This window comes from Pseudomonas izuensis, assembly GCF_009861505.1.
Classification (GTDB): Bacteria; Pseudomonadota; Gammaproteobacteria; order Pseudomonadales; family Pseudomonadaceae; genus Aquipseudomonas; species Aquipseudomonas izuensis.
On record NZ_WTFT01000017.1, the window covers coordinates 1 to 20734 of the forward strand.

20 protein-coding genes are annotated in these 20734 nt (G+C 58.4%); 6 read left to right on the top strand and 14 right to left on the bottom strand.

Annotated elements, in window-relative coordinates; genetic code table 11:
- The 4 genes from GPL81_RS31725 to GPL81_RS16510 all read left to right on the top strand — a co-directional run.
- On the top strand, nucleotides 1-908 hold a 908-nt coding region (locus GPL81_RS31725; RefSeq protein WP_178122603.1), incomplete at its 5' end, for an RHS repeat domain-containing protein.
- Entirely contained in the window at nucleotides 905-1312 is a 408-nt protein-coding gene (locus GPL81_RS16500) for a hypothetical protein (RefSeq protein ID WP_160107602.1), read from the top strand. The genes GPL81_RS31725 and GPL81_RS16500, both read left to right, overlap by 4 nt.
- Before the next feature lie 28 nt (nucleotides 1313-1340).
- A complete protein-coding gene (locus GPL81_RS16505; RefSeq protein WP_246218941.1) occupies nucleotides 1341-2009 on the top strand; it encodes a hypothetical protein in 669 nt (222 codons plus the stop codon).
- 371 nt (nucleotides 2010-2380) lie between these two features.
- Nucleotides 2381-2701: a hypothetical protein gene (locus GPL81_RS16510; protein WP_160107603.1), complete on the top strand. Its 321-nt coding sequence runs from the start codon at nucleotides 2381-2383 to the stop codon at nucleotides 2699-2701.
- A gap of 144 nt (nucleotides 2702-2845) precedes the next feature.
- Here the strand turns inward: GPL81_RS16510 and GPL81_RS16515 are convergent, their stop codons facing one another.
- Nucleotides 2846-4636, bottom strand: coding sequence for a bifunctional diguanylate cyclase/phosphodiesterase (locus GPL81_RS16515; protein WP_160107604.1), 1791 nt, complete (start codon nucleotides 4634-4636; stop codon nucleotides 2846-2848).
- Nucleotides 4637-4782: 146 nt separating this feature from the next.
- Complete coding sequence (locus tag GPL81_RS16520) at nucleotides 4783-6864, bottom strand: carboxy terminal-processing peptidase (protein ID WP_172901570.1); 2082 nt, start codon at nucleotides 6862-6864, stop codon at nucleotides 4783-4785.
- 138 nt (nucleotides 6865-7002) lie between these two features.
- Between GPL81_RS16520 and GPL81_RS16525 the strand changes: the two genes are divergently transcribed.
- Nucleotides 7003-7965, top strand: a complete 963-nt coding sequence (locus GPL81_RS16525; RefSeq protein WP_160107605.1) for an NAD(P)H-quinone oxidoreductase — start codon at nucleotides 7003-7005, stop codon at nucleotides 7963-7965.
- A 114-nt stretch (nucleotides 7966-8079) separates the two neighbouring features.
- On the opposite strand, the gene GPL81_RS16530 is transcribed toward GPL81_RS16525, so the two are convergent.
- The 6 genes from GPL81_RS16530 to GPL81_RS16555 form a co-directional block, all read right to left on the bottom strand.
- Entirely contained in the window at nucleotides 8080-8733 is a 654-nt protein-coding gene (locus tag GPL81_RS16530) for an HAD family hydrolase (protein ID WP_160107606.1), read from the bottom strand.
- A 34-nt stretch (nucleotides 8734-8767) separates the two neighbouring features.
- Nucleotides 8768-9757, bottom strand: coding sequence for an ABC transporter ATP-binding protein (locus tag GPL81_RS16535; protein WP_160107607.1), 990 nt, complete (start codon nucleotides 9755-9757; stop codon nucleotides 8768-8770).
- The gene (locus tag GPL81_RS16540; RefSeq protein WP_160107608.1) at nucleotides 9754-10554 is read right to left on the bottom strand and encodes an ABC transporter permease; all 801 of its coding nucleotides are present in this window, start codon (nucleotides 10552-10554) and stop codon (nucleotides 9754-9756) included. Before GPL81_RS16540 ends, GPL81_RS16535 begins: the two co-directional genes overlap by 4 nt.
- Nucleotides 10541-11377, bottom strand: a complete 837-nt coding sequence (locus GPL81_RS16545) for an ABC transporter permease (protein WP_177435625.1) — start codon at nucleotides 11375-11377, stop codon at nucleotides 10541-10543. The genes GPL81_RS16540 and GPL81_RS16545 overlap by 14 nt, the downstream gene beginning before the upstream one ends.
- A gap of 5 nt (nucleotides 11378-11382) precedes the next feature.
- Nucleotides 11383-12189, bottom strand: coding sequence for an alkaline phosphatase family protein (locus GPL81_RS16550; protein WP_160107609.1), 807 nt, complete (start codon nucleotides 12187-12189; stop codon nucleotides 11383-11385).
- 135 nt (nucleotides 12190-12324) lie between these two features.
- Nucleotides 12325-13389, bottom strand: coding sequence for an ABC transporter substrate-binding protein (locus tag GPL81_RS16555; RefSeq protein WP_160107610.1), 1065 nt, complete (start codon nucleotides 13387-13389; stop codon nucleotides 12325-12327).
- Nucleotides 13390-13750: 361 nt separating this feature from the next.
- Here GPL81_RS16555 and GPL81_RS16560 point away from each other — a divergent pair, with 361 nt between their 5' ends.
- Complete coding sequence (locus GPL81_RS16560) at nucleotides 13751-14464, top strand: UTRA domain-containing protein (RefSeq protein ID WP_160107611.1); 714 nt, start codon at nucleotides 13751-13753, stop codon at nucleotides 14462-14464.
- Between the two features lie 113 nt (nucleotides 14465-14577).
- Here GPL81_RS16560 and GPL81_RS16565 read toward each other — a convergent pair whose 3' ends face one another.
- From GPL81_RS16565 to minD, 6 genes are all read right to left on the bottom strand, one after another.
- A complete protein-coding gene (locus GPL81_RS16565; RefSeq protein WP_160107612.1) occupies nucleotides 14578-16734 on the bottom strand; it encodes a mechanosensitive ion channel family protein in 2157 nt (718 codons plus the stop codon).
- Between the two features lie 76 nt (nucleotides 16735-16810).
- Nucleotides 16811-16987 (bottom strand): hypothetical protein, encoded by a 177-nt coding sequence (locus tag GPL81_RS31105; protein ID WP_178122604.1) that lies wholly within the window; start codon nucleotides 16985-16987, stop codon nucleotides 16811-16813.
- Nucleotides 16988-17209: 222 nt separating this feature from the next.
- On the bottom strand, nucleotides 17210-18499 hold the full coding sequence (locus GPL81_RS16570; RefSeq protein ID WP_160107613.1) for a M18 family aminopeptidase: 1290 nt from the start codon (nucleotides 18497-18499) through the stop codon (nucleotides 17210-17212).
- A 206-nt stretch (nucleotides 18500-18705) separates the two neighbouring features.
- Nucleotides 18706-19341 carry an RluA family pseudouridine synthase gene (locus GPL81_RS16575; RefSeq protein ID WP_008017695.1) on the bottom strand — a complete coding sequence of 212 codons (636 nt, stop codon included), beginning with the start codon at nucleotides 19339-19341 and terminating at the stop codon, nucleotides 18706-18708.
- A gap of 180 nt (nucleotides 19342-19521) precedes the next feature.
- Nucleotides 19522-19776 carry a cell division topological specificity factor MinE gene (gene minE / locus GPL81_RS16580; protein WP_007974947.1) on the bottom strand — a complete coding sequence of 85 codons (255 nt, stop codon included), beginning with the start codon at nucleotides 19774-19776 and terminating at the stop codon, nucleotides 19522-19524.
- Nucleotides 19777-19779: 3 nt separating this feature from the next.
- On the bottom strand, nucleotides 19780-20592 hold the full coding sequence (minD, locus tag GPL81_RS16585) for a septum site-determining protein MinD (protein ID WP_060541535.1): 813 nt from the start codon (nucleotides 20590-20592) through the stop codon (nucleotides 19780-19782).
- Nucleotides 20593-20734: the final 142 nt, after the last annotated feature.

Consider the following 20734-nt stretch of genomic DNA (forward strand, 5'->3'; position numbering starts at 1 on the left):
CCCCGCCCCCCACCACCGCAAAACCCCCACCAAACCCCCCCCCACCCCCCACCCACCCCCCCCACCTCGGCACCCCGCAGGAACTCACCGACTACGGCGGCGACATCGTCTGGTCGGCCCGCTACACGGCCTACGGCAAACTGCGCCAGCTCCACCACGGCGGTGGCGAACAGCTCGAGCAACCGCTGCGCTTTCAGGGCCAGTACTGCGACGCGGAAAGCGGGCTGCACTACAACCGGCATCGTTATTACCAGCCGGACAGCGGACGGTATTTGACACCGGATCCGCTGAAGCTGGCAGGTGGGTTGAATGCCTATCGCTATGTGCCGAACCCGACCGGATGGGTGGATCCGTTGGGGTTGAGTGGGAATTGTCCGGGGGCGAATAAGGCAGGTTGCTTGGTGCCGGATGGTGTAGATGGGGCTAAGGTTGATGGTGGGGAACCAACTCTACCCAATGTAAGTCCCGAGCAAATTGCAAAGAAAGAGATTCATAGACTGAATGACAGTCAGGGTATGCATATGGTTGGGAAACATGGCCCGGAGGTTCCTGATGGCGCTTTCATACAAAGAGCAATTGACGGTACCGACCCAGTCACTGGTAAAACTCCTAAGAGCAAGAGAGGTAATCCAAGTTCGAGATTCTATAATTATGTGCTAATGCACAAGGCCTACATGCTTGCAACGACGAGAACGGAGCATGGGCTACCACGTTTTACAGGAAAGGACAGTAATGAAAACGACATTGTTAGAATGAGACTTTCCGATGTTGGTGAGGGCTATTTTCCAAATCCTAAGTCGAAGCAAACTCCAAAGCATATTAATTTGAATGGCTTTGAGATGAAATTTGATCCTGAAACTGGTATGCCCTTTACGTTGTATCCGATTAAATGGAGTGGAAAAATATGATTGATTCTGAATCTGGAAAGCCATACATCCCGACTATATCTTATTTTTTGGGGTGTTTTGATATTTATGATCGTGAAGAAACTCTAGGTGAGGAGCTAGAGAAGTTTGATCCAAATAATGTGGGTGATCGGGAGGTTCTAATTCTCAAGTATTGCCTACCTAGAAAGCGATCTTATCGACAGAGGTTTTTACTTTACAAATGCTTGGAAAAGGCCCTTCAGGATGATGATTATGACTTTCAATCATTATTGAAGTATCACCCTGAGTCGTATTCATCATTTCCTGATGGTTGGGATGAAATGGAAAACACCAGAGCATTTTTTGAAGATATTTTTCGCTTGGCGACTGTTGTGTGGATAGACGACCTTAAAAAAGCAAGTCAGGAAGACCAAACAAAGTGGTGAGGCTGGCACGTGCTATAGCCGGATTTTTATGAATAATTTGATTGAAAGTAGATGGGGTTTTGATTTGTTGAAGGTTGTTGAAAAAGAAAGAAGTGAAGAATTGATTAGGCTGATGGATGAGGCAGGGTGCGTTTTCAAATTTGTGGTTCTTTCGCCTGATCCGCAAGATAAAGTGGACGAGTCCTACCATCGGCAGGGCCTGGTTGTACTGCATGAAGAGTTAATGAGAAGCGCAATGCAGTGGCACGAGAATCTGATAAATGATAAAAAATACGAAAATTATCCAGAGCCGTTCATTAGTTGGGAGCTAGAAAATGCTATCGCGACTCCATTAAATGTAGATGAAATACGTAGTCTAACATTCACCGATAGAACTGATATCTTTGGACGTTTGGCGCTATATGCTTCCTTTATAAATCCCCCGTATCGTGCGCGATTTAAAAAGGGAGTAGAGGCTGAGGACGTTTTTAATGAGTGGTGTGACGTTCTTGGGTTAAATGAGCTAGATGAGATTTCGGTACTGAATTGGGTGGAAGGATTTCATACGGGGTTGCATGTAGAAAATGATACTTCGAGTGTAGAACCATGGAGTGATTATTTTTATCCAGGTTTGGAGTGGTGGGGTGTGTGGTGTTTAACGATTTGGAATCCTAAGCGACGGACTTTAAGTGCATTGATCGCGAGTACTACGGATTGATTGGATGTTGTTTGGATTCATACAATTGACTACGAAATTTCCGGGCAAAGTCCTAGGAGATTTCCTTCAAGTTCTAGCGGTTTTCATGAACTGGTGTGATGTGATTTCCACCGATAGTCTTTGGTTGCCACTGCAAAAAAACGGTGGCAGGGCGTAGGAACCCTTGAAGACTAGAACAACGCTTTCAGCGTCGGAACCTGATTTACGGCTGGCAAAGTGCATCCGTAAGATCATTTTCGGCGGCTGTGCGCGGGCATGCTTCGGTGTGGCCGAGTGCTCTGGTCTCGGTATTCCTACCCCGCGTATAGCTGCCACCCAAACCTGTAGGAAGGTCGGTGGGGGCGTCCATTTCGCTACCAGAGGTTTGAACAATGAAAAACATCCACCCCGATCCGCCCTACGAAAAACCAATCCCCCACCCCGATAACCGCTTCATGGCGCTCACCAGCAACTGCAGTGAAATGCCCACCCTATTCGTCGACACCCACGCACCGCTCGACGTTCTGACCGACGCTGCCAATTATCGAATTCGCGCCGTCACCCAAGTGCTGGAAAACCTGTCCATGCGCGGTTCGATCGAGTGTGAATCGTTCATTCTCAGTGATTTTGCGTTGCTGTGTGCCATTCCGTTGCGGGATGGGTGTGATGTGCTGGATGTGGTTGGGCGGCGGTTGCGGGGGCGGTCCTCGTGACCGGGTGATTTCCAATATTTAAGTTGATTGAGCGGGCGCCATCGCGGGCAAGCCTTGCTCCCACAGGGTTTGTGTCGTACATAGTTTCCGTGAACGACACAAACCCTGTGGGAGCAAGGCTTGCCCGCGATGGCGTCCGCCCAGTCAACGCTGTCCCGTCAGCCAGACCGGTTCAGGCTCCGGCACCGCCAGGCTATCAATCACATGCACGCTGTATCCCGGCATATTCTTCGCGTGGTGTTTGGCTTGTGATGCCATCTCGGCCAACTGGCTGGCATCGATATCCCCGCAGGCCTCGGGATGCAAATGGACCACGCCGATGGACAGGGACAGCAACGGGAATTCCTGGCGCACGCCCTGGCGGTTGGGGGCGATGAAGCAGCCGGCTTCCAGGTGTTCGCTGCGGTAGAAGCGTCGGCATTGGCTCTGGAAGTCGTCCAATAGCTGGTTCAAACGTTTGCCCCAGTCTTCCGGGCCGAGTACCAGCAGGAAATCGTCGCCGCCGATGTGACCGACGAAGTCGCGGGACGGGTCGACGCGGTCGTTCAGGCATTGCGCCAGGCAGAGAAGGACTTCATCGCCACGGCCGTAACCGTAGATGTCGTTGAAGGGTTTGAAGCTGTCGATGTCGACGTAGCAGATCACCGATTCGCGTTTCTGTTGCAGCAGCCGCGTGAGACATTGCTGGATCGGTACGTTACCCGGCAGCAGGGTCAGCGGGTTGGCGTAGCGGGCTTGCTGGATTTTCAGTTCGGTAATTAGTTTCAGCACATCGATTACCCGGCCCAGGCCCAGATAGCTGCCGTTGAGGGTGATGATGAAATCTTCTTCGATGCGTTGCCGGGCGCGGCTGGTGATCAGGCGGCTGACCTGTTGCAGCGACTGGCTCATCTCGACGGCCAGGAAATCATCGTTCATCAGGCGGCTGATGGGCTTGCGGGCGAACAGGTCGGTGGCAAACGGCTTGAGCAAGGCGTCCGAAAGCGAATGCCGATGGACGATGCCACAAGGCTGGCCTTGTTCGTCCAGCACTGCCAGCGAATTCAGGTTGGCCTGGCGGCGGAAGGCTTCGAGGACATTGGCGGTCGGGGTATCGCGGTCCACCGCGGGCTGGTCGTTGAGCAGAGCACTCAGGTCGCTGGCTTCATCGCCCAGGGCCACGGTGGTGCTGTCCTGTCTCGGCATCAGGGTCCGGGCATCCCGGGGTGGATGTTCCTGGGGGCGGCAGAGCAGATAGCCCTGGACCAGGTCGACGCCCATTTCGGTCAACACCGCCAGTTCTTCCGGCAACTCGATGCCTTCGGCAATCACCTGCGCCCGAGACGCCTTGGCGATCTGCAGGATTGAGCCGACGAACTCGCGCTTGAGGGCATCCTGGTGGATGCCATCGATGAAATGCCGGTCGATCTTCACGTAGTCCGGACGCAACTCGGACCACAGGCGCAGGCTCGAATAGCCCGCACCCAGATCATCCAGGGCAATGGAAAACCCCATCGCCCGATAGTGATGCAGGGCGGTTTGCAACAACTGGAAGTCGTCGATCGGCGTTTGCTCGGTGAGTTCGATCACCACCTGACTCGGCGGGATGCCGAAGTCCTGCAACAGTTGCAGGGTGCGGCCCGGCTGGTGCGCGGCTTCGAGCAGGGACTCCGGGGAAACGTTGAGGAACAGTTTGCCGGGCAGTTGCTGTTCGTTGAAACGTCGGCAGGCGCTCTGCCGGCAGGCGATTTCCAGTTCGCTCAAGCGGCTGGCCTGGCGGGCCACGGCGAACAACGCGATGGGGGAGTGCAGCGGACTGTTGGACGGGCCACGGCTGAGGGCTTCGTAGCCAAGAATACGGCGTTCGGAGAGGCTGATGATCGGTTGGAACAAGCTGTGCAAACCGCCTTGAGTCAGGATTGAACTCAACGCACTCAGCTGTTCGGTTGTGGTCATGGCGATCTCTGGCGATAAAAAAAGGACTGGGCGGGCTCTTGGTAAGAGAGCACGCCCAGTCCTTTATTTCACGACAGAATGATGACTGTTTGATGAAGCTCCGGGGAGCTTCAGCATTAAATTGCCATCATCTGGCTTGTAACCTCTTAGTGCTTGGCCACCGCGGTGTTGAGCTTGAGGTAGTCCAGCAGGATGCGCCCGGTCTCGCTCAGGTAGGCATCGTCTTCCGGCTTGGTCTTGTCCGGCTCGGCCGCCAGGGTGTCTTCGTCTTCTTTCTTCAGCTCTTTGAGTGGCTCTTCGCCCTTGGCCTTGCGACGGATGTTTTCCATGGCCAGTTGCTTGGCTTCGATGTCGGCGTGTTGGGCACGACGGTCGGCCTCGTTAAGGCTGACGGTTTTCTCCGTCATCAGCTTCTGCGCCAGGGCCAGTTTGTCGCGGATGAACACGAACTCCGCGTCTTTGGCCGTGCGCACGTCATGCTCGGACTTGAGCTGGGTGATGTACGGCTTGAACGGATCGAGCGCAGGCTTGATGGCCGCTTTGATGGTGTCCCACGGCATGGCTTCCGGCAGGGCGCTTTCGCCGATTTCCTTGGTGTCGATGATCGACGGGTAATCGATGTCCGGCAGTACGCCCTGGTGCTGGGTGCTCTGGCCGGAAACCCGGTAGAACTTGGCCAGGGTCAGTTTCAGTTCGCCATGGTTCAGCGGCTGAATGGTCTGCACGGTGCCTTTGCCGAAGGTCTGGCCGCCGATGATCAGTGCACGGTGGTAGTCCTGCATGGCGCCGGCAAAAATCTCCGAAGCCGAGGCGGACAAGCGGTTCACCAGCAATGCCATCGGGCCTTTGTAGAACGCGCCCGGGTTTTCATCTTCCAGTACATCGACGCGGCCATCGGCGTTACGCACGAGCACGGTCGGCCCTTTGTCGATGAACAGGCTGGTCAGCTCGGTGGCTTCCTGCAAGGAGCCGCCGCCATTGTTGCGCAGGTCGATGACCACGCCGTCGACCTTGTCTTTCTGCAACTCGGTCAGCAACTTCTTCACGTCGCGGGTGGTGCTCTTGTAATCCGGGTCGCCGGCACGGAATGCCTTGAAGTCCAGATAGAAGGCCGGGATCTCGATGATGCCGAGCTTGTAGTCCTTGCCATCCTGCTTGAGGTTGAGCACCGACTTCTTCACGGCCTGGTCTTCAAGCTTCACCGCTTCGCGGGTGATCGGCACGATCTTGCTGGTCTGGTCGTTTGGCGCATTGCTGGCCGGGATCACTTCCAGGCGCACCACGGTGCCTTTCGGGCCGCGGATCAGCTTGACCACTTCGTCCAGGCGCCAGCCCACCACGTCGACCATCTCTTTGTTGCCCTGGGCAACGCCGATGATCTTGTCGGCCGGAGCGACCTGCTTGGTCTTGTCCGCCGGGCCTGCCGGCACCAGGCGCACGACTTTCACCTGATCGTTATCGCTCTGCAACACGGCGCCGATGCCCTCCAGGGACAGGCTCATGTTGATGTCGAAGTTTTCCGCGTTATCCGGCGACAGGTAGTTGGTGTGCGGGTCGTAGGACATGGCGAAGGTGTTGATGTACGCCTGGAAGATGTCTTCCGCGCGGGTCTGGTCCAGACGCACCAACTGGTTCTTGTAGCGCTTGGTCAGGGTTTCCTGGATTTGCTTGGAATCCTTGCCGGCGATCTTCATCCGCAGGACTTCATCCTTGACGCGCTTGCGCCACAGGTCGTCGAGTTCCGCGGTGGATTTGAGCCAAGGGGCGTCCTTGCGATCGATCAGCAAGGTTTCCTTGGTGGTGAAGTCGATTTTGTCGACGCCCTTGTTCAGCTCGGCAAGGGCGAAGTCCAGACGCGCCTTGACGCGGTCCAGGTAGCGTTTGTAGATGGTGAACCCGGCGTTGAGGTCGCCGCTTTTGAGGAAGTCGTCGAACTGGGTCTTCCACTTGTCGAATTCGGCAATGTCGCTGGCCATGAAGTAGCTGCGCGACGGGTCGAGCAGCTTGAGGTAGCTGTCGTAGATGATCACCGAGCGCGCGTCATCGAGCGGCGGTTTGCTGTAGTGGTGGCGCTTGAGCAACTCCACGACGTTCAGACTGGCGATGACTTCGTCGCGATCGGGTTGAAGCTTGTCCCAGCTATTGGCTGCGAATGAACTGCCGGACAGCGGCAAAAGGCCGATACCGATGAAAAGGGCGAGGGCGGTGCTGGGGAACAAACGCTTCATGTTGATTCGACGCGGGGACAATTGATAACGCATATTAGGCCGTCTTTGAAGTCGCCGGTTCCACAAGGGCCGGTCGCATAATGCAAAAAGCCCGGCGCTACCGCTTCGGGCTCAGTCCAGACTCACTATGGAGGCACTGTGAAAGCATTGCAAGGCGTTGACGGTCAAGTGGAGTGGGTTGAAGAGCCGAGTCCTGCTTGTGATGTAGGACAAGTTCGCATTCGCGTGGCGGCTGCGGGACTCAATCGCGCCGATTTGTTGCAGAAAGCCGGTCTTTATCCACCGCCGCCGGGGGCCAGCCAAGTGCTCGGTCTAGAGTGCTCCGGGGTGATCAGCGAGGTCGGTCCGGGCGCTTCGTGGAAGGTGGGGGATCGGGTTTGCGCCTTGCTGGCCGGGGGCGGGATGGCTGAAGAGGTGGTTGTCGACGGACGGCATGTGTTGCCGGTTCCCGACGAAATGTCGTTGGCCGAAGCCGCCGCGTTGCCGGAAGTGTATGCGACCGTCTGGTTGAATTTGTTTCAACTCGCTGCGCTCAAGCCGGGTGAGAAAGTTCTGTTGCACGCCGGCGCAAGTGGAATCGGTTCAGCGGCCATTCAGCTGTGCAAGGCGTTTGGTAACCCGTGCTGGGTCAGCGTCGGCTCCGCCGAACGCCTGGCCTACTGCGAAGCGCTCGGTGCCCAGGGCGGCGTGGTGCGCACCGACGATCTGGAGAGCCTGAGCGATCTGGGGCCGTTCGATGTCATCCTCGATCCGGTGGGTGGCAACTATGCGGCGTTGAACCTCAAGCTGCTCGCGCAGGATGGCCGTTGGGTGTTGATCGGCCTGATGGGCGGGCGCGAGGCCAAACTGGATCTGGCCCAGGTGCTGGCCAAGCGAGTGCAGTTGCTGGGTTCGACGTTGCGCAGCCGTGATGATCAATTCAAGGCGGATCTGTTCAGCGACCTGAGCCAGCATGTCTGGCCGCTGTTTGCCGAAAAACGCCTGAGCCCGCAATTGGCCAAGGCCTTCCCGATCAAGGATGCCGAGGCGGCGTTTGCGGAGTTGGCGAGTAACAAGGTGGCAGGGAAACTGGTGCTCCTGATCGACGAAAGCCTGACCTGACAACACAAAACCCTGTGGGAGCGAGCTTGCTCGCGAAGACGATGTGTCAAACAACCCATGTGTTGAATGACAGGCCGCTTTCGCGAGCAGGCTCGCTCCCACAGGGGATCTCGGTTATTTCCAGAGATGGATCGGCCAGCCGGCCTTTTCGGCATGTTCACGCAACACCGGATCCGGGTTGACCACATGCGGGAAATCCACCTTCAGCAACAACGGCAGATCATTGCGCGAGTCTGAATAGAAACTCGCGCCCTCCAGGTTTTCCTCTTCGGCATCCAGCCACTCCAGCAACCGGGTGATCTTGCCTTCGCGGTAGGTCAGCGTGCCGACGGTGTTGCCGGTATAAACCCCGTGCGCCACTTCCAGTTCGATCCCCAGAATCTCGTCGATGCCCAGGCGCTCGGCAATCGGTCCGACCAGGTGCGTGCCCGAGGCGGAGATCACCAGAATGCGGTCGCCCGCCTTGCGGTGGGCGGCGATGGCTTTGGTGGCGTCGCTGAAGATGATCGGTTCGATGAAGTCTTCTACCCACGGACCCACCAGGTGATCGACTTCGGCCGGCGTACGACCGATCAGCGGTTCGAGGCTGAAGGCCATGTAATCCTCCATGGCCAGATGACCCCTGCCGTAGGCGTCCATCAATTCCTTGTCGCGTCGCAGGAAGGATTCGCCATCGACCCAACCGAGGCGGACCATTTGCTCACTCCACAGCGAGGCGCAATCGCCGTGGATCAGGGTTTCGTCCAGATCAAAAATTGCCAGGGCCATCAGTGCAGTTCTCTCTTCAACATCAGCAAGGGCATCAGGCTACCTCACACAGGGCCGTCGGATCGATGGAAAGTGCCAGGCGCTGACCATCGGGGTGCAGATCGCTGGCCGAGCGGTTGAGTACGTCCACCACCAATTCCACGCCCCGGGCTTCGATCCGGTAACGAATCACGTTACCCAGCAGGCTGTGGCTGCGCACTTGTGCATCGAGTTCGCCGTTCAGGCTCAATTCGATGGCCTCCGGGCGAATCGCAATACGATGATTGACCGGCCGCTGCAGCAGTTTTGTCGCGCTCTCGGCGTCCAGCAGGTTGTAATTGCCGATGAACCCCGCGGCGAACACATCCACGGGGGCGGTGTACAAGGTTTCGGCGTCACCGCTCTGTACGATTTTTCCCTGATTCATCAGGAAAATCCGGTCAGACATGGTCAGGGCTTCTTCCTGATCGTGTGTGACGAAAATGGTGGTCAGGCCCAGTTCGCGCTGGATCTGACGGATCTGTTCACGCAGGTGCTTGCGGATTCGCGCATCGAGGGCCGACAGTGGTTCATCCAGCAGCAGCAAGCGTGGCCGGGTCACCAGCGAGCGGGCGAGGGCAACGCGCTGGCATTGGCCGCCGGACAGCTGATGTGGATAGCGGGCGGCAAAATCATGCAACTCCACCAGCTTCAGCACTTCGGCGATGCGTTTCTGGCTATCGTCGGCGTTGACCTTCTGCATGCGCAAACCAAAGGCGACGTTCTGTTCGACGGTCATGTTGGGGAACAGCGCATAACTCTGGAACACCATGCCGATCCCGCGCTTCTGCGGGCTCAACGGCACAATATCGACACCATCGAGCAGAATCTTGCCGCCATCCACTGAGGTCAGCCCGGCGATGCAGCGCAGCAGCGTGGATTTACCGCAACCGGACGGGCCGAGCAAGGTGACGAACTCACCCTTTTGAATTTCGCAATTGATGTCGCTGAACACCGTGGTGCCCGCGTAGTCCTTTTTAAGATGTTGGACGCTGACATAGCTCATTCGCTTTTGTCCTTGTTCAAGATATTGGCCGCCCAGGTCAGAACCAGTACGAAGAAGAAGTAGGAAATCACCAGTGCACTGGTGAAGTGGCCGCTGCTGTTGCGCATGTTGTTGAGGTAGACCTGCAGGGTTTCGTAGCGGGTGCCGACGAGGATGTTGGCGAAGACGAACTCACCGAACAGGAACGAGAACGACAGCAGCAAGGCCACCATCAAGCCCTTGCGCAGGTTTGGCAGCACCACCAGGACCGCTGCCTGGAAGGTGCTGGCGCCGAGCAGTTGGGCGGCGTCCATCAGGTCGCGCAGGTTGATCGCTTGCAGGTTGTTGGTGATCGCCCGGTACATGAACGGCAGCGCCACGGTGAAGTAGCAACCAATCAGGATCCACGGCGTGCCGACCATGGCAAACGGCCCGGATCCGTAGAGCTGCAACAGCCCCACCGACGACACCACCGGCGGTACGGCGAAGGGCAGCAGGATCAGGATGTTCATCAGCGCATCGAGTTTCGGGAAATGGTAATGCACCACGAACAGCAACGGCAGAATCAGCACCACCGACAGTATCAGCGCACCGATGCAAACCACTAGAGATTGGCCGAAAGCACTCAGGAAGCGCGGATCGCTCCAGAGTTGCAAGTACCATTTGGTGCTGAAACCGCTGGGCAGGATGGTGGCCGACCAACTGCTGGAAATCGAGTAGATAAAGGTGCCGAGCAACGGCAATAACAGGATGGCAAACAGCAGGTAGACCACGACCCTATGGTAGATACCGGCGGGCCCCAATTCAGCGCGAGACATGGTAGCTCCTCTTCAACAGCAGCTGATGCACGATGGTCACCAGGGTCATCAACGCCACCAGCACCACAGCCAGGGCGCTGGCCAGGTTCGGGTCCAGGGAAATGTCACCCGAAACCATCGCCGCGATGCGGATTGGCATCACGTTGAAGTTGCCGGTGGTCAGGGCGTACACCGTGGCGTAGGCGCCGAGTGCGTTGGCCAGCAGGATCACGAAGGTGCCAAGCAGGGCCGGGGTCAGCACCGGCAGACCGATGTGGCGCCAGAACTGCCAGCCGTTGGCACCGAGCAGCGCTGCGGACTCGCGCCAGTCTTCGCGCAAGGCATCAAAGGCCGGGTAAAGCAGCAACACGCCCAGGGGAATCTGGAAGTAGGTGTAGAGAATGATCACTCCGGTTTTCGAATACAGGTTGAAGTCCTGAATGATCCCGGCCTGCTTGAGCATGATGGTGAAGGTGCCGTTGAAGCCCAGCAAAATGATGAACGCAAAGGCCAGGGGCACGCCGGCGAAGTTGCTGGTCATGTTGGCGAAGGCGTTGACGAAGTTGCGTAGTTTCGAGTCGACACGGCGCAGGGAGTAGGCACCGAGCACGGCAATGATGATGCCGAACACGCTCGACCAGAAACTGATCTCGAGGCTGTACTGGATCGCCTGCAGATAGAACTTCGAATTGAAGATCCTGGTGAAGTTGGCCAGGCCCCAGCCGAACTCTTCCGATTCCAGGCTGTTGATCATCACCCACACCAGTGGGGCGATTTCGAACACGATAAAGAACAGGGCGAAGGGTACCAGGCACAAGGCTGCCAGCCATTTGCCGCGCGTCATGGAGGTCACTTGAGCAGCTCCCGACATACGGGTTTGTCGTGGGGTACGCCCAATAACTCGCAGACGGTGCCGCAGATTTCGGTCTGTTTCGGTGCGGCGCCGGCATTGAAGCTGAAGGCATCGCCGAGCACGAACAGCGGCACTTCGCGTTCCTCGGGCAGCAGGCCGTTATGGGAGCGGTCGTTGTTCATGCCATGGTCGGCGGTCACCAGCACCTGATAACCGGCGTCGAGCCAGCCTTGCAGGTAGTCGGCGAGGATGATGTCCGCCGAACGTGCGCTGTTGCGATACTGCGGGGTGTCGAGGCCGTGCTTGTGCCCGGCGTCGTCGATGTTCATGGGGTGCACCAGCAGGAAATTCGGTGCATGGCGCAGGCGCAGGTTTTCGGCGTCGGCGAACAGGTGTGAGTCGGGGTAGTGATCGCTCCAGTAGAAGTGCCCGTGCTGGATCGGCAGGTCGGGGGAGTCGGTGTGACGATCCCGGGCCGCCACGAACGGCGAGCGGTTATACAACTCACTGACCCAGTGATACGCCGCTGCGGCGGTCTTCAGGCCGGCGTCGGTGGCGTAGTGGTAAATGCTGCGCTGGTTGGACAGGCGCGAGACGTTGTTATGAACGATGCAGCTGTCGATCGGCGTGACGCCGGTCAGGATGCATTCGTAAAGCGGTCGGGACAGTGCCGGCAATGCACACTCCAGTTTGTAGAGCGCTGCGCGGCCTGCGCCGACGTAAGCCTGCAGGTGCCCCATGGCGTGGCGCGCGACTTCGTAATTGAGGCCGTCGAGCACGACAAGGATGACGTTGTGCTTCATAGGGGCAAAAACTCCGTGAAACAAATGGATCGACGAAATCTGTAGGAGCCGGCTTGCTGGCGATTGCATCACCCCGATGCCCGGAGAGACCGCGGTGACTGGATCGCCAGCAAGCCGGCTCCTACAGATGAAGCATTACTTCATTTCTACAATGACTTCTTCGTTCCACTTCTGAGGCAGTGCCTTGGAGGTCTTTTCCCACGCATCCGCGTCCTTGATCGGCGTGACCTTTTTGTACTGCTCGTTCGGCAGCAGCTTGGCCTGGACATCGGCTGGCAGGGTCAGGTGCTCGGCGCGGATCGGACGGGCGTTGCCTTTGGCCAGGTTGATCTGGCCCGCGTCGCTGAAGATGTACTCACGGGTCAGCTTGGCGGCGTTCGGGTTCTTGGCGTATTTGTTGATGATGGTGGTGTAACCGGAAATCACCGAACCGTCGGATGGAATCAGTACGGTGTAGTCATCCGGATTGGCCATCTTGGCCTTGTAGCTCAAGCCGTTGAAGTCCCAGACCACGCCGACTTCGATCTCGCCTTTTTCCATGGTGGCGATGGTCGGGTTGGCCATCGACAGGCGACCCTGTTTGGCGATGTCGGCGAACAGATCCAATGCAGGCTTCAGATTCTTCTCGTCGCCACCGTTGGCCAGTGCCGCGGCCAGTACGCCGTTGGCGGCCTGGGCTGCGGTGCTCACGTCGCCGATGGACACCTTGTATTTGCCGTCCTTGAGGTCAGCCCACTTGGTGGGGGCTTCGGAACCGTGCAACAACTTATTGTTGACGATGAAAGCGATAGTGCCGGTGTAGGCCAAGGCCCAGTGACCGTCCTTGTCTTTAGCCCAGGCAGGCACCTGGTCCCAGGTGGATGGCTTGTAAGGCTGGGTTACGTTCTGTTTCACCGCGATCGGGCCGAAGGCTGCACCGACGTCGCCGATGTCGGCGCTGGCGTTATCTTTTTCAGCGGCGAATTTGGCGATTTCCTGAGCCGAGCTCATGTCGGTGTCGATGTGTTTCAAACCATAGGTCTTGGCCAGGTCTTCCCAGGTACCTTTCCAGTTGGCCCAGTCATCGGGCATGCCGACACTGTTGACCGCGCCTTCCGCTTTCGCAGCGGCTTCAAGGGTTTTCAAATCATCAGCCGCCATGGCGGCGGTGCACATGGCAATGGTCGAGCCTAACAGTGATGCCAGGAAAAGCTTTTTCATTCCGAAGCTCCTATGGGCGTTTTCAACGCTGCGATTGCGGTGGTGTTGGTCTAGGTCAGCAATACCTGAGCCAATCTAAGGGGGCTCGATGACACTTTGATGTCGTTCGTCGTCCGGCTGGAGGTCAAGTTGCCCGGTATTGGAGGGTGCCTGATAAGCGTAGACCATCATCGAAGGCCCGCCGTACAAGGACTTGGCCGAGGTATTGCACAGTTTTTATTGATTTGTTGGCGTAACCGTTCAGCCCCTTGTCATCGCTCAGTCATGTGCACTGCCTACGCTTGCAGGAAGTTGATCGAGCCGATTTGTCGTGCGGTTCTGCCCCGAAACAGTGCTGGTCTAGTCCAGATAGGTAACGTTGATGCGTGATGAGGCAACAAAAGCGGTGACAGCCATTGGCCAAGTGCTTCAGGAGCAGCTCGATCACGGGTTGCTCGCGCCTGGAAGCAAATTGCCGGCTGAGCGCAAGCTCAGTGAATTATTCGGGACCACACGGATCACTGTGCGCGAGGCGTTGTTGCAACTGGAGGCTCAGGGGCAGATTTATCGCGAGGAGCGGCGTGGCTGGTTCGTTTCGCCACCGCGCCTGGCCTATAACCTGATGCAGCGCAGTCACTTTCACGCGATGGTCAGCGCCCAGGGGCGAGCGCCATCCACCGAGGTGATTTCTGCGCGTTTGCAACCGGCGTCGGCGGCGGTCTGTGCCTGGTTGCAGTTGCCAGCGCTGTCGAGCGTGATTCAGATCTGCCGTTCACGACGCATCGATGGGCGACTGGTGTTGTATGTGGAGCATTACCTGAACCCGCAGTATTTTCCGGGGATTCTGGAATTCGATTTGAATCAGTCGATCACCGAGTTGTATGCGCGGCACTACGATTTGCATTACGGGCGAGTGCGTTTCGAGATTGTGCCGACGGCGTTGTCGGTGGATGCCGCGGCGGCGTTACGGGTATCGGTGGGGAGCCCGGGGTTGCGCATTGCGCGGGTCAATTATGATCAGCATGAGCGCTTGATCGACTGTGACCTGGAGTTTTGGCGCCATGATGCGATTCATGTTGGTGTAGATGTGGTCTGAGCTTTTGACTTTCTGTGGGAGCAAAGCTTGCTCGCGATGCAGGCGCCGCGGTCTATCGCAGGATTGCGTCGATGCTATCGCGAGCAAGCTTTGCTCCCACAAAGGCCGTGGTGCTATTCCTTCTGCGGGCCACCACCCGCGGTAATCACCTGCACACTCATCCTTGGCGTCGCCAGGTCCATCCCTGCTTCATCCATATGCCGTTTCAGCGACAGGTTGAACGCCCGGGAAACCTCCCACTGCTTGATCGGCGCGGTCTTGAAGCGGGCGCGCAGAATCGCGTTGCCGGATTCGAAACTTTCCACACCCTGAATCTCCAGCGGCGACCAGATGTTGCGCCGTTGCAGCGGGTCGGTGCGCATTTTCTGGCCGACTTCGCGCATCAGTTTGATCGCGTTGTCGATGTCCATGCTGGCCGGTACGGCAACCCGGAAGATCGCGTAGCCGAATTCCCGGGAGTAGTTCTTGATGCTTTTGATTTCGCTGAACGGAATGGTATGGACGATGCCGTCGATGTCCCGCAGGCGCACGGTGCGAATGGTCAGGCCTTCGACCGTGCCCAGGTGCCCGCCGACATCCACGTAGTCGTCGATGGCCAGGGAATCTTCGATGATGATGAACAGGCCGGTGATCAGGTCGGCCACCAGCGATTGCGCGCCGAAACCGATGGCCAGGCCGATCACGCCGGCACCGGCCAGCAGTGGCGTGACGTTCATGCCCATGTTCGCCAGGGCGACGATCAGCGCAATGATGAATATCGCCACGAACAGCACGTTGCGGATCAGCGGCATCATCGTCTGTGCCCGGGCGTTGGCCAGGCCTTTGCGCGAGCGGGTGAGGGCGTGGTGCACGGCGGTGTCGCTGAGGATCCAGATCAGCCAGGCGAAGATCAGCGTGCCGCCGAGGCTGAACAGTTTGACGCTGATTTCATGGCCTTCGCCTTCGGTGAAGCTGATCAGCGACATACCCCAGACCCGCAGGCCGAGTTCGATGAACGCCAGCCAGACCAGCAGATGCGCGAGGGTGTAGAAGAAGCTTTTCAGGCGTTCGGAGTACAGCGCGTGGCGCTTCACGCCGCGTTGCGGCTTGAGGGCATGGCGACGCACCAGGCCATTGATGACCATGCACAGCACCAGCAACACGGTGCAGATCAGCGATTGACGCAAGGCGGTGCTGGTATCGCCGGCCGAAACGAAGGTGGCGAACAGCGAAATGCCCACCAACACCAGCGCCGGCACGAACCAGAAGGTGCCGAGAATTTCGATCGTGTCGCTGAGGGCGCGGCGGGTCAGGCGTCGTGACAGTGGCTGGTTGCGGATCAGATGCGCAACCGGGCGCCGGAAGCGCAGGATGAACAGCCCCGTGGACAGCGCCGCCAGGACGTTGGCCACCGTCGCGGCGGAATGCGCCAGATGCACGCCCAGGCTTTCGATCAGGCGTGGGTCGTTCAGGGCTTCACCGAACGCGGCGAAGCTGCCGATCAGCCACAGCGGCCGAAAGGCCTGATGGCGCAGGATGTACAAGGCCCGGTGACGGTGCGGGCCGTCGAGCAGGGAAAAGGCGATGACGCAGACCGCGGAAAAACAGGTGCCCACCACCAGCGCATAAGCCAGCACCATGGCCAGGCTTTTACCCAGCGACGATGGCAGGGCGTAGCTCATGTACACCGTGATGACCAGGGCGATCAGCCATGGTCCGAGCTTGCGCAGGGCGAAGCGCAGCATGTCCAGGGCCCGAGGGTGTTGCGGCAGCTCTTCGGTCAGGCCGAAACGCATGCGTACCCGATGGCTGAGCCAGATCAACGCGGCTGCCAGCAGGCTCCAGATCATCAGAATCATGGCGAAGGCGAAAATGATCGGTAGCCATTCGTTGGCTGGCAGCACCAGCTCGATCAGTTCGTCCCTGGCCAGGTTGAATTCGTCGGACCAGCGCGTGATCGGGCTGTCGGCACCGGAAAACTGTTTTTCGAAACTGGCCAGGGTGCCGCCGATCAGGCCCAGCACGCCTTCTTCGGTAGTCGGCTGGGCCTTTTTCGTGACATCGCGCAGTTTCTTCAAATCCGCCAGCAGCTTGGTGCGCTGTTGATCGTTTTCCAGGGACTTGATCACTTCGTCGAGGGATTGCCCGAGGGGTTCCTGCGCCTCTGGCTGGGCTTTCGCCGAACTGTTGAGCAGGCTCGGCAAACCGGCCGCCTGGGCTGGCGCCATCGGCAGCAGCGTCATCAGGCAGACAAGGAAAAAACACGGCAAGGCAAAAAGACGAGCGAGCACTGGGCGGTCAACCTCGGGGTGAGCGGGTCGACCGAGTGTACGAGCCCGTCAAATTCAATGCGAGTCGGGGGAGGATTTATTCGTTGAGTTTGGCGAGGATCTTGTACACCACGGTGGCGAGGATCAACAGCATGCCGATCCACATGGCGAATACGCCGGCGTTCTTGTCGCGAAAGTTGAAGCCGATTGCCAGCAGGATCATCCCGGCGAGGATCGGGATCAGCATGCCGTGGAAGGAGGACATCGAAATCATGGTGACTGCCTTGTCGGGGGAGGTGATTGAAGTCTAGGTTGGATTTTGCAGGGCTGTTGCTGACTTTGTGGTGAGGGGATTTATCCCCGTTGAGCCGCGCAGCGTCCTCAGAGACAGTCACTGCGGTCTTTCATGAAGACCGCATTTTGCTGGTTTTGGGGTCGCTGCGCGGCCCAACGGGGATAAATCCCCTCGCCACAGGTTTGTCATCGGACCAGGAAGTTACGGCAACTCGCGGCAGGCGTAGAACGCGCTCAGCACCTTGACCAGGTGTGCCAGGTCATGGCTGCCGCACAGTTCGCGGATCGAGTGCATGGCGAAGGTCGGCAGGCCGATGTCCACGGTGCGCACACCCAGATGGCTGGCGGTGATCGGGCCGATGGTCGAGCCGCAGCCCATGTCGCTGCGCACCACGAAACTCTGTACCGGCACTTCTTCGGCCATGCACAGGTGACGGAAGAACCCGGCGGTTTCGCTGTTGGTGGCGTAGCGTTGGTTGCTGTTGACCTTGATGACCGGGCCGGCGTTGAGTTTCGGGCCATGGTTGGCGTCGTGCTTGTCAGCGTAGTTGGGGTGTACGCCGTGGGCATTGTCGGCCGAGACCAGCAGGGATTTCTGAATGGTGCGCACGAACTCATCACCTTCGGGCAACAGGCGACGCAGCGTCTGCTCGAGCATCGGGCCATCGGCCCCGCAGGCCGAGCATGAACCGACTTCTTCGTGATCGTTGCAGACCAGTACGCAGGTTTCGTCGGTCTCGGCAGTCAGCAGCGCTTGCAGGCCGGCGTAGCACGACAGCAGGTTGTCCAGGCGTGCGCCGGCGATGAAGTCGCCATGCAGGCCGATCACCGCTGCGCTCTGCGTATCGTAGAAACTCAGCTCGTAATCCAGCACCACGTCGGCATTCAAGCCATGTTCGCGGGCCAGTTGGTCGGTGATCACCGCGCGGAAATCCACGCGCTCGTCGCCGGCAAATTGCGCGAGTACCGGTGGCAGTTCGGTTTGGGCATTGATCGCCCAGCCCATATTGGCTTCACGATTGAGGTGGATGGCCAGGTTGGGGATGATCGCGATCGGTGCCTTGAAGTCGATCAACTGGCTTTCGACCTTGCCGTCACGACGGAAGGTCACGCGCCCGGCCAGGGACAGGTCGCGGTCGAACCACGGTGCCAGCAGGGCGCCGCCATAGACTTCCACGCCCAGTTGCCAGAAGCCCTGGCGTTGCAGTTCCGGCTGAGGCTTGACCCGCAGGCACGGGCTGTCGGTGTGGGCGCCGACCAGGCGGATCCCGCCATGCAACGGCGAGTGGCGGCCCATCTTGATCGCGACGATCGAAGAGTCGTTACGGGTGACGTAGTAGCGACCATTGGCTTCGGTGTGCCAGGGCTCGCGCTCGTCGAGACGCTGATAACCCGCCGCTTCCAGACGTTGAACAAGGCTGGCGGTGGCATGGAACGGGGTAGGGGAGGCCTTGAGGAAGTCGATCAGGCCTTGGTTCAACTCTTCGCGCATAAGTAGCTCCAGACAGCAATGGGGCCAGTTTAACGTATTGGTTGGAGAATTGGCGGTGGTGTGCGGGGGGATACCCGCAATATTGAACCTGGACAAGAACCCTGTGGGAGCAAGGCTTGCCCGCGATGGCGGCGTGTCAGCCTGCATCATTGGTGATAGACACACCGCCATCGCGGGCAAGCCTTGCTCCTACAAGTTGGAGGCATTTAGAACGGTGCAGGGCACTCGAAGCGCAGGCGTTCGCCGGTCTGGGGATGAGTGAAGGTGAGCATGCTGGCGTGCAGGCACAGGCGTGGCCAGGCGGCGAGGGCTTGTTCGTGGGCGTAGAGCCCATCACCCAGCAGCGGATGACCAATGGACAGCATGTGCACACGCAATTGGTGTGAGCGGCCGGTGATCGGCGTGAGCTCCACGCGGCACCAGTCGCCGCAACGCTCCAGCACACGCCAGAACGTCAGGGCATGCTTGCCGAATTCATGGTCCACCACATGGCGCGGCTTGGTTGGCGGATCGTAGCGCAAAGGCAAGTCGATGCTGCCACTGTCCAGCTCGGGTTGACCCCAGCACAGTGCGGTGTAGGCCTTTTCGGTTTCGCGGTCGTGAAACTGCCGGGACAGTTCGCGGTGCGTATCGGGATCACGGGCCAGCAGGATGATTCCGGAGGTTTCCCAATCCAGCCGATGGACGATGCGTGCTTCCGGGTAGCCGTTTTCTTGCAGGCGGGTGATCAGGCAGTCCTTGTTGTCGTCGGCCCGGCCAGGGACGGAGAGCAACAGGGTCGGTTTGTTCACCACCAGCACGGCGGCGTCCTGATGGATGATGTGGACGTTGGACAACGGCATTAAAACAGCCTCGTTACAAACGCCAACGGCGGTTCAAGCCCCCCGCTCTGTGGGAGCAAAGCTTGCTCGCGATTCAGGCGCCTCGGTGAATCAGATACACCGAGGTGATGCTATCGCGAGCAAGCTTTGCTCCCACAGAGTGCAGACAGCCTGAACCGCCGTGGCTCCAGCCGGATCGACTCAGCGATCTGGCAGGGTGATGTTGAGTTCCAGAATCGAGCAGCTGCCCTGGCTTTCCAGTGCGACGTGCACGTCATCGGACCCGATATTGACGTACTTGCGAATCACCTCGACCAGCTCCTTCTGCAAGGCCGGCAGGTAGTCCGGGGTGCTGCGTTGGCCGCGTTCGTGCGCCACGATGATCTGTAGACGCTCTTTCGCTACCGACGCGGTGCTTTGCTTTTTGTTGGCACGAAAGAAGTCAAAAAGGTTCATTGCTTAGTTGCCTCCAAACAGGCGCTCGAAGAATCCCTTCTTCTGTACATCGAGGAAACGATGGTCCACGGTCTTGCCCAGCAGGCGATCAACGGTATCGCTGTAGGCCTGGCCGGCATCGCTCTGGTCGTCGAGGATCACCGGAACGCCCTGGTTAGATGCCTTGAGCACCGCCTGGGATTCAGGGATCACGCCGAGCAGCGCCACCGAGAGGATTTCCTTGACGTCTTCTACGCCGAGCATTTCGCCTTTGCTCACACGTTCCGGGTGATAACGGGTAATCAGCAGGTGTTCCTTGATCGGGTCTTCGCCGCGCTCGGCGCGACGGGACTTGCTGGCCAGCAGGCCGAGCATGCGGTCGGAGTCACGAACCGAAGACACTTCCGGGTTGGTCACCACGATCGCTTCGTCAGCGAAGTACATGGCCAGGTGGGCGCCTTTCTCGATGCCCGCCGGGGAGTCGCAGACCACGAACTCGAAGTCTTCCTTGAGCTGCATCAGGACTTTTTCCACGCCTTCGACGGTCAATGCGTCTTTGTCGCGGGTCTGGCTGGCGGCCAGCACATAGAGGTTTTCCAGGCGCTTGTCTTTGATCAGGGCCTGTTGCAGGTTGGCTTCGCCGTTGACGACGTTGACGAAGTCGTACACCACGCGGCGCTCGCAACCCATGATCAGGTCGAGGTTACGCAGACCGACGTCGAAGTCGACGATAACTGTTTTGTGACCGCGCAGAGCGAGGCCGGTACCGATAGCGGCGCTGGTGGTGGTCTTACCCACACCACCCTTGCCGGATGTAACCACGAGAATCTTGGCCAAGGTGTTTCACCCCTAAGGAAAAAGGACTTTTAGCCCCTGAAAAACATCTCTTGAAAACTAATGCAGTCGGACAGCCTTGGCTGGAATTCGGTTCTGGGCGGCGTTTACCCCCGGTAAACACTGCTTTTGGCCTGTTTCCTAC

Excerpts from the sequence above, each read along its gene's own strand:
- GPL81_RS16500 (WP_160107602.1), top strand. The coding sequence starts at position 905 with ATGATTGATTCTGAATCTGGAAAGCCATACATCCCGACTATATCTTAT.
- GPL81_RS16505 (WP_246218941.1), top strand. The coding sequence starts at position 1,341 with ATGAATAATTTGATTGAAAGTAGATGGGGTTTTGATTTGTTGAAGGTT.
- GPL81_RS16510 (WP_160107603.1), top strand. The coding sequence starts at position 2,381 with ATGAAAAACATCCACCCCGATCCGCCCTACGAAAAACCAATCCCCCAC.
- GPL81_RS16515 (WP_160107604.1), bottom strand. The coding sequence starts at position 4,636 with ATGACCACAACCGAACAGCTGAGTGCGTTGAGTTCAATCCTGACTCAA.
- GPL81_RS16520 (WP_172901570.1), bottom strand. The coding sequence starts at position 6,864 with ATGAAGCGTTTGTTCCCCAGCACCGCCCTCGCCCTTTTCATCGGTATC.
- GPL81_RS16530 (WP_160107606.1), bottom strand. The coding sequence starts at position 8,733 with ATGGCCCTGGCAATTTTTGATCTGGACGAAACCCTGATCCACGGCGAT.
- GPL81_RS16535 (WP_160107607.1), bottom strand. The coding sequence starts at position 9,757 with ATGAGCTATGTCAGCGTCCAACATCTTAAAAAGGACTACGCGGGCACC.
- GPL81_RS16540 (WP_160107608.1), bottom strand. The coding sequence starts at position 10,554 with ATGTCTCGCGCTGAATTGGGGCCCGCCGGTATCTACCATAGGGTCGTG.
- GPL81_RS16545 (WP_177435625.1), bottom strand. The coding sequence starts at position 11,377 with ATGACGCGCGGCAAATGGCTGGCAGCCTTGTGCCTGGTACCCTTCGCC.
- GPL81_RS16550 (WP_160107609.1), bottom strand. The coding sequence starts at position 12,189 with ATGAAGCACAACGTCATCCTTGTCGTGCTCGACGGCCTCAATTACGAA.
- GPL81_RS16555 (WP_160107610.1), bottom strand. The coding sequence starts at position 13,389 with ATGAAAAAGCTTTTCCTGGCATCACTGTTAGGCTCGACCATTGCCATG.
- GPL81_RS16560 (WP_160107611.1), top strand. The coding sequence starts at position 13,751 with ATGCGTGATGAGGCAACAAAAGCGGTGACAGCCATTGGCCAAGTGCTT.
- GPL81_RS31105 (WP_178122604.1), bottom strand. The coding sequence starts at position 16,987 with ATGATTTCGATGTCCTCCTTCCACGGCATGCTGATCCCGATCCTCGCC.
- GPL81_RS16570 (WP_160107613.1), bottom strand. The coding sequence starts at position 18,499 with ATGCGCGAAGAGTTGAACCAAGGCCTGATCGACTTCCTCAAGGCCTCC.
- GPL81_RS16575 (WP_008017695.1), bottom strand. The coding sequence starts at position 19,341 with ATGCCGTTGTCCAACGTCCACATCATCCATCAGGACGCCGCCGTGCTG.
- minE (WP_007974947.1), bottom strand. The coding sequence starts at position 19,776 with ATGAACCTTTTTGACTTCTTTCGTGCCAACAAAAAGCAAAGCACCGCG.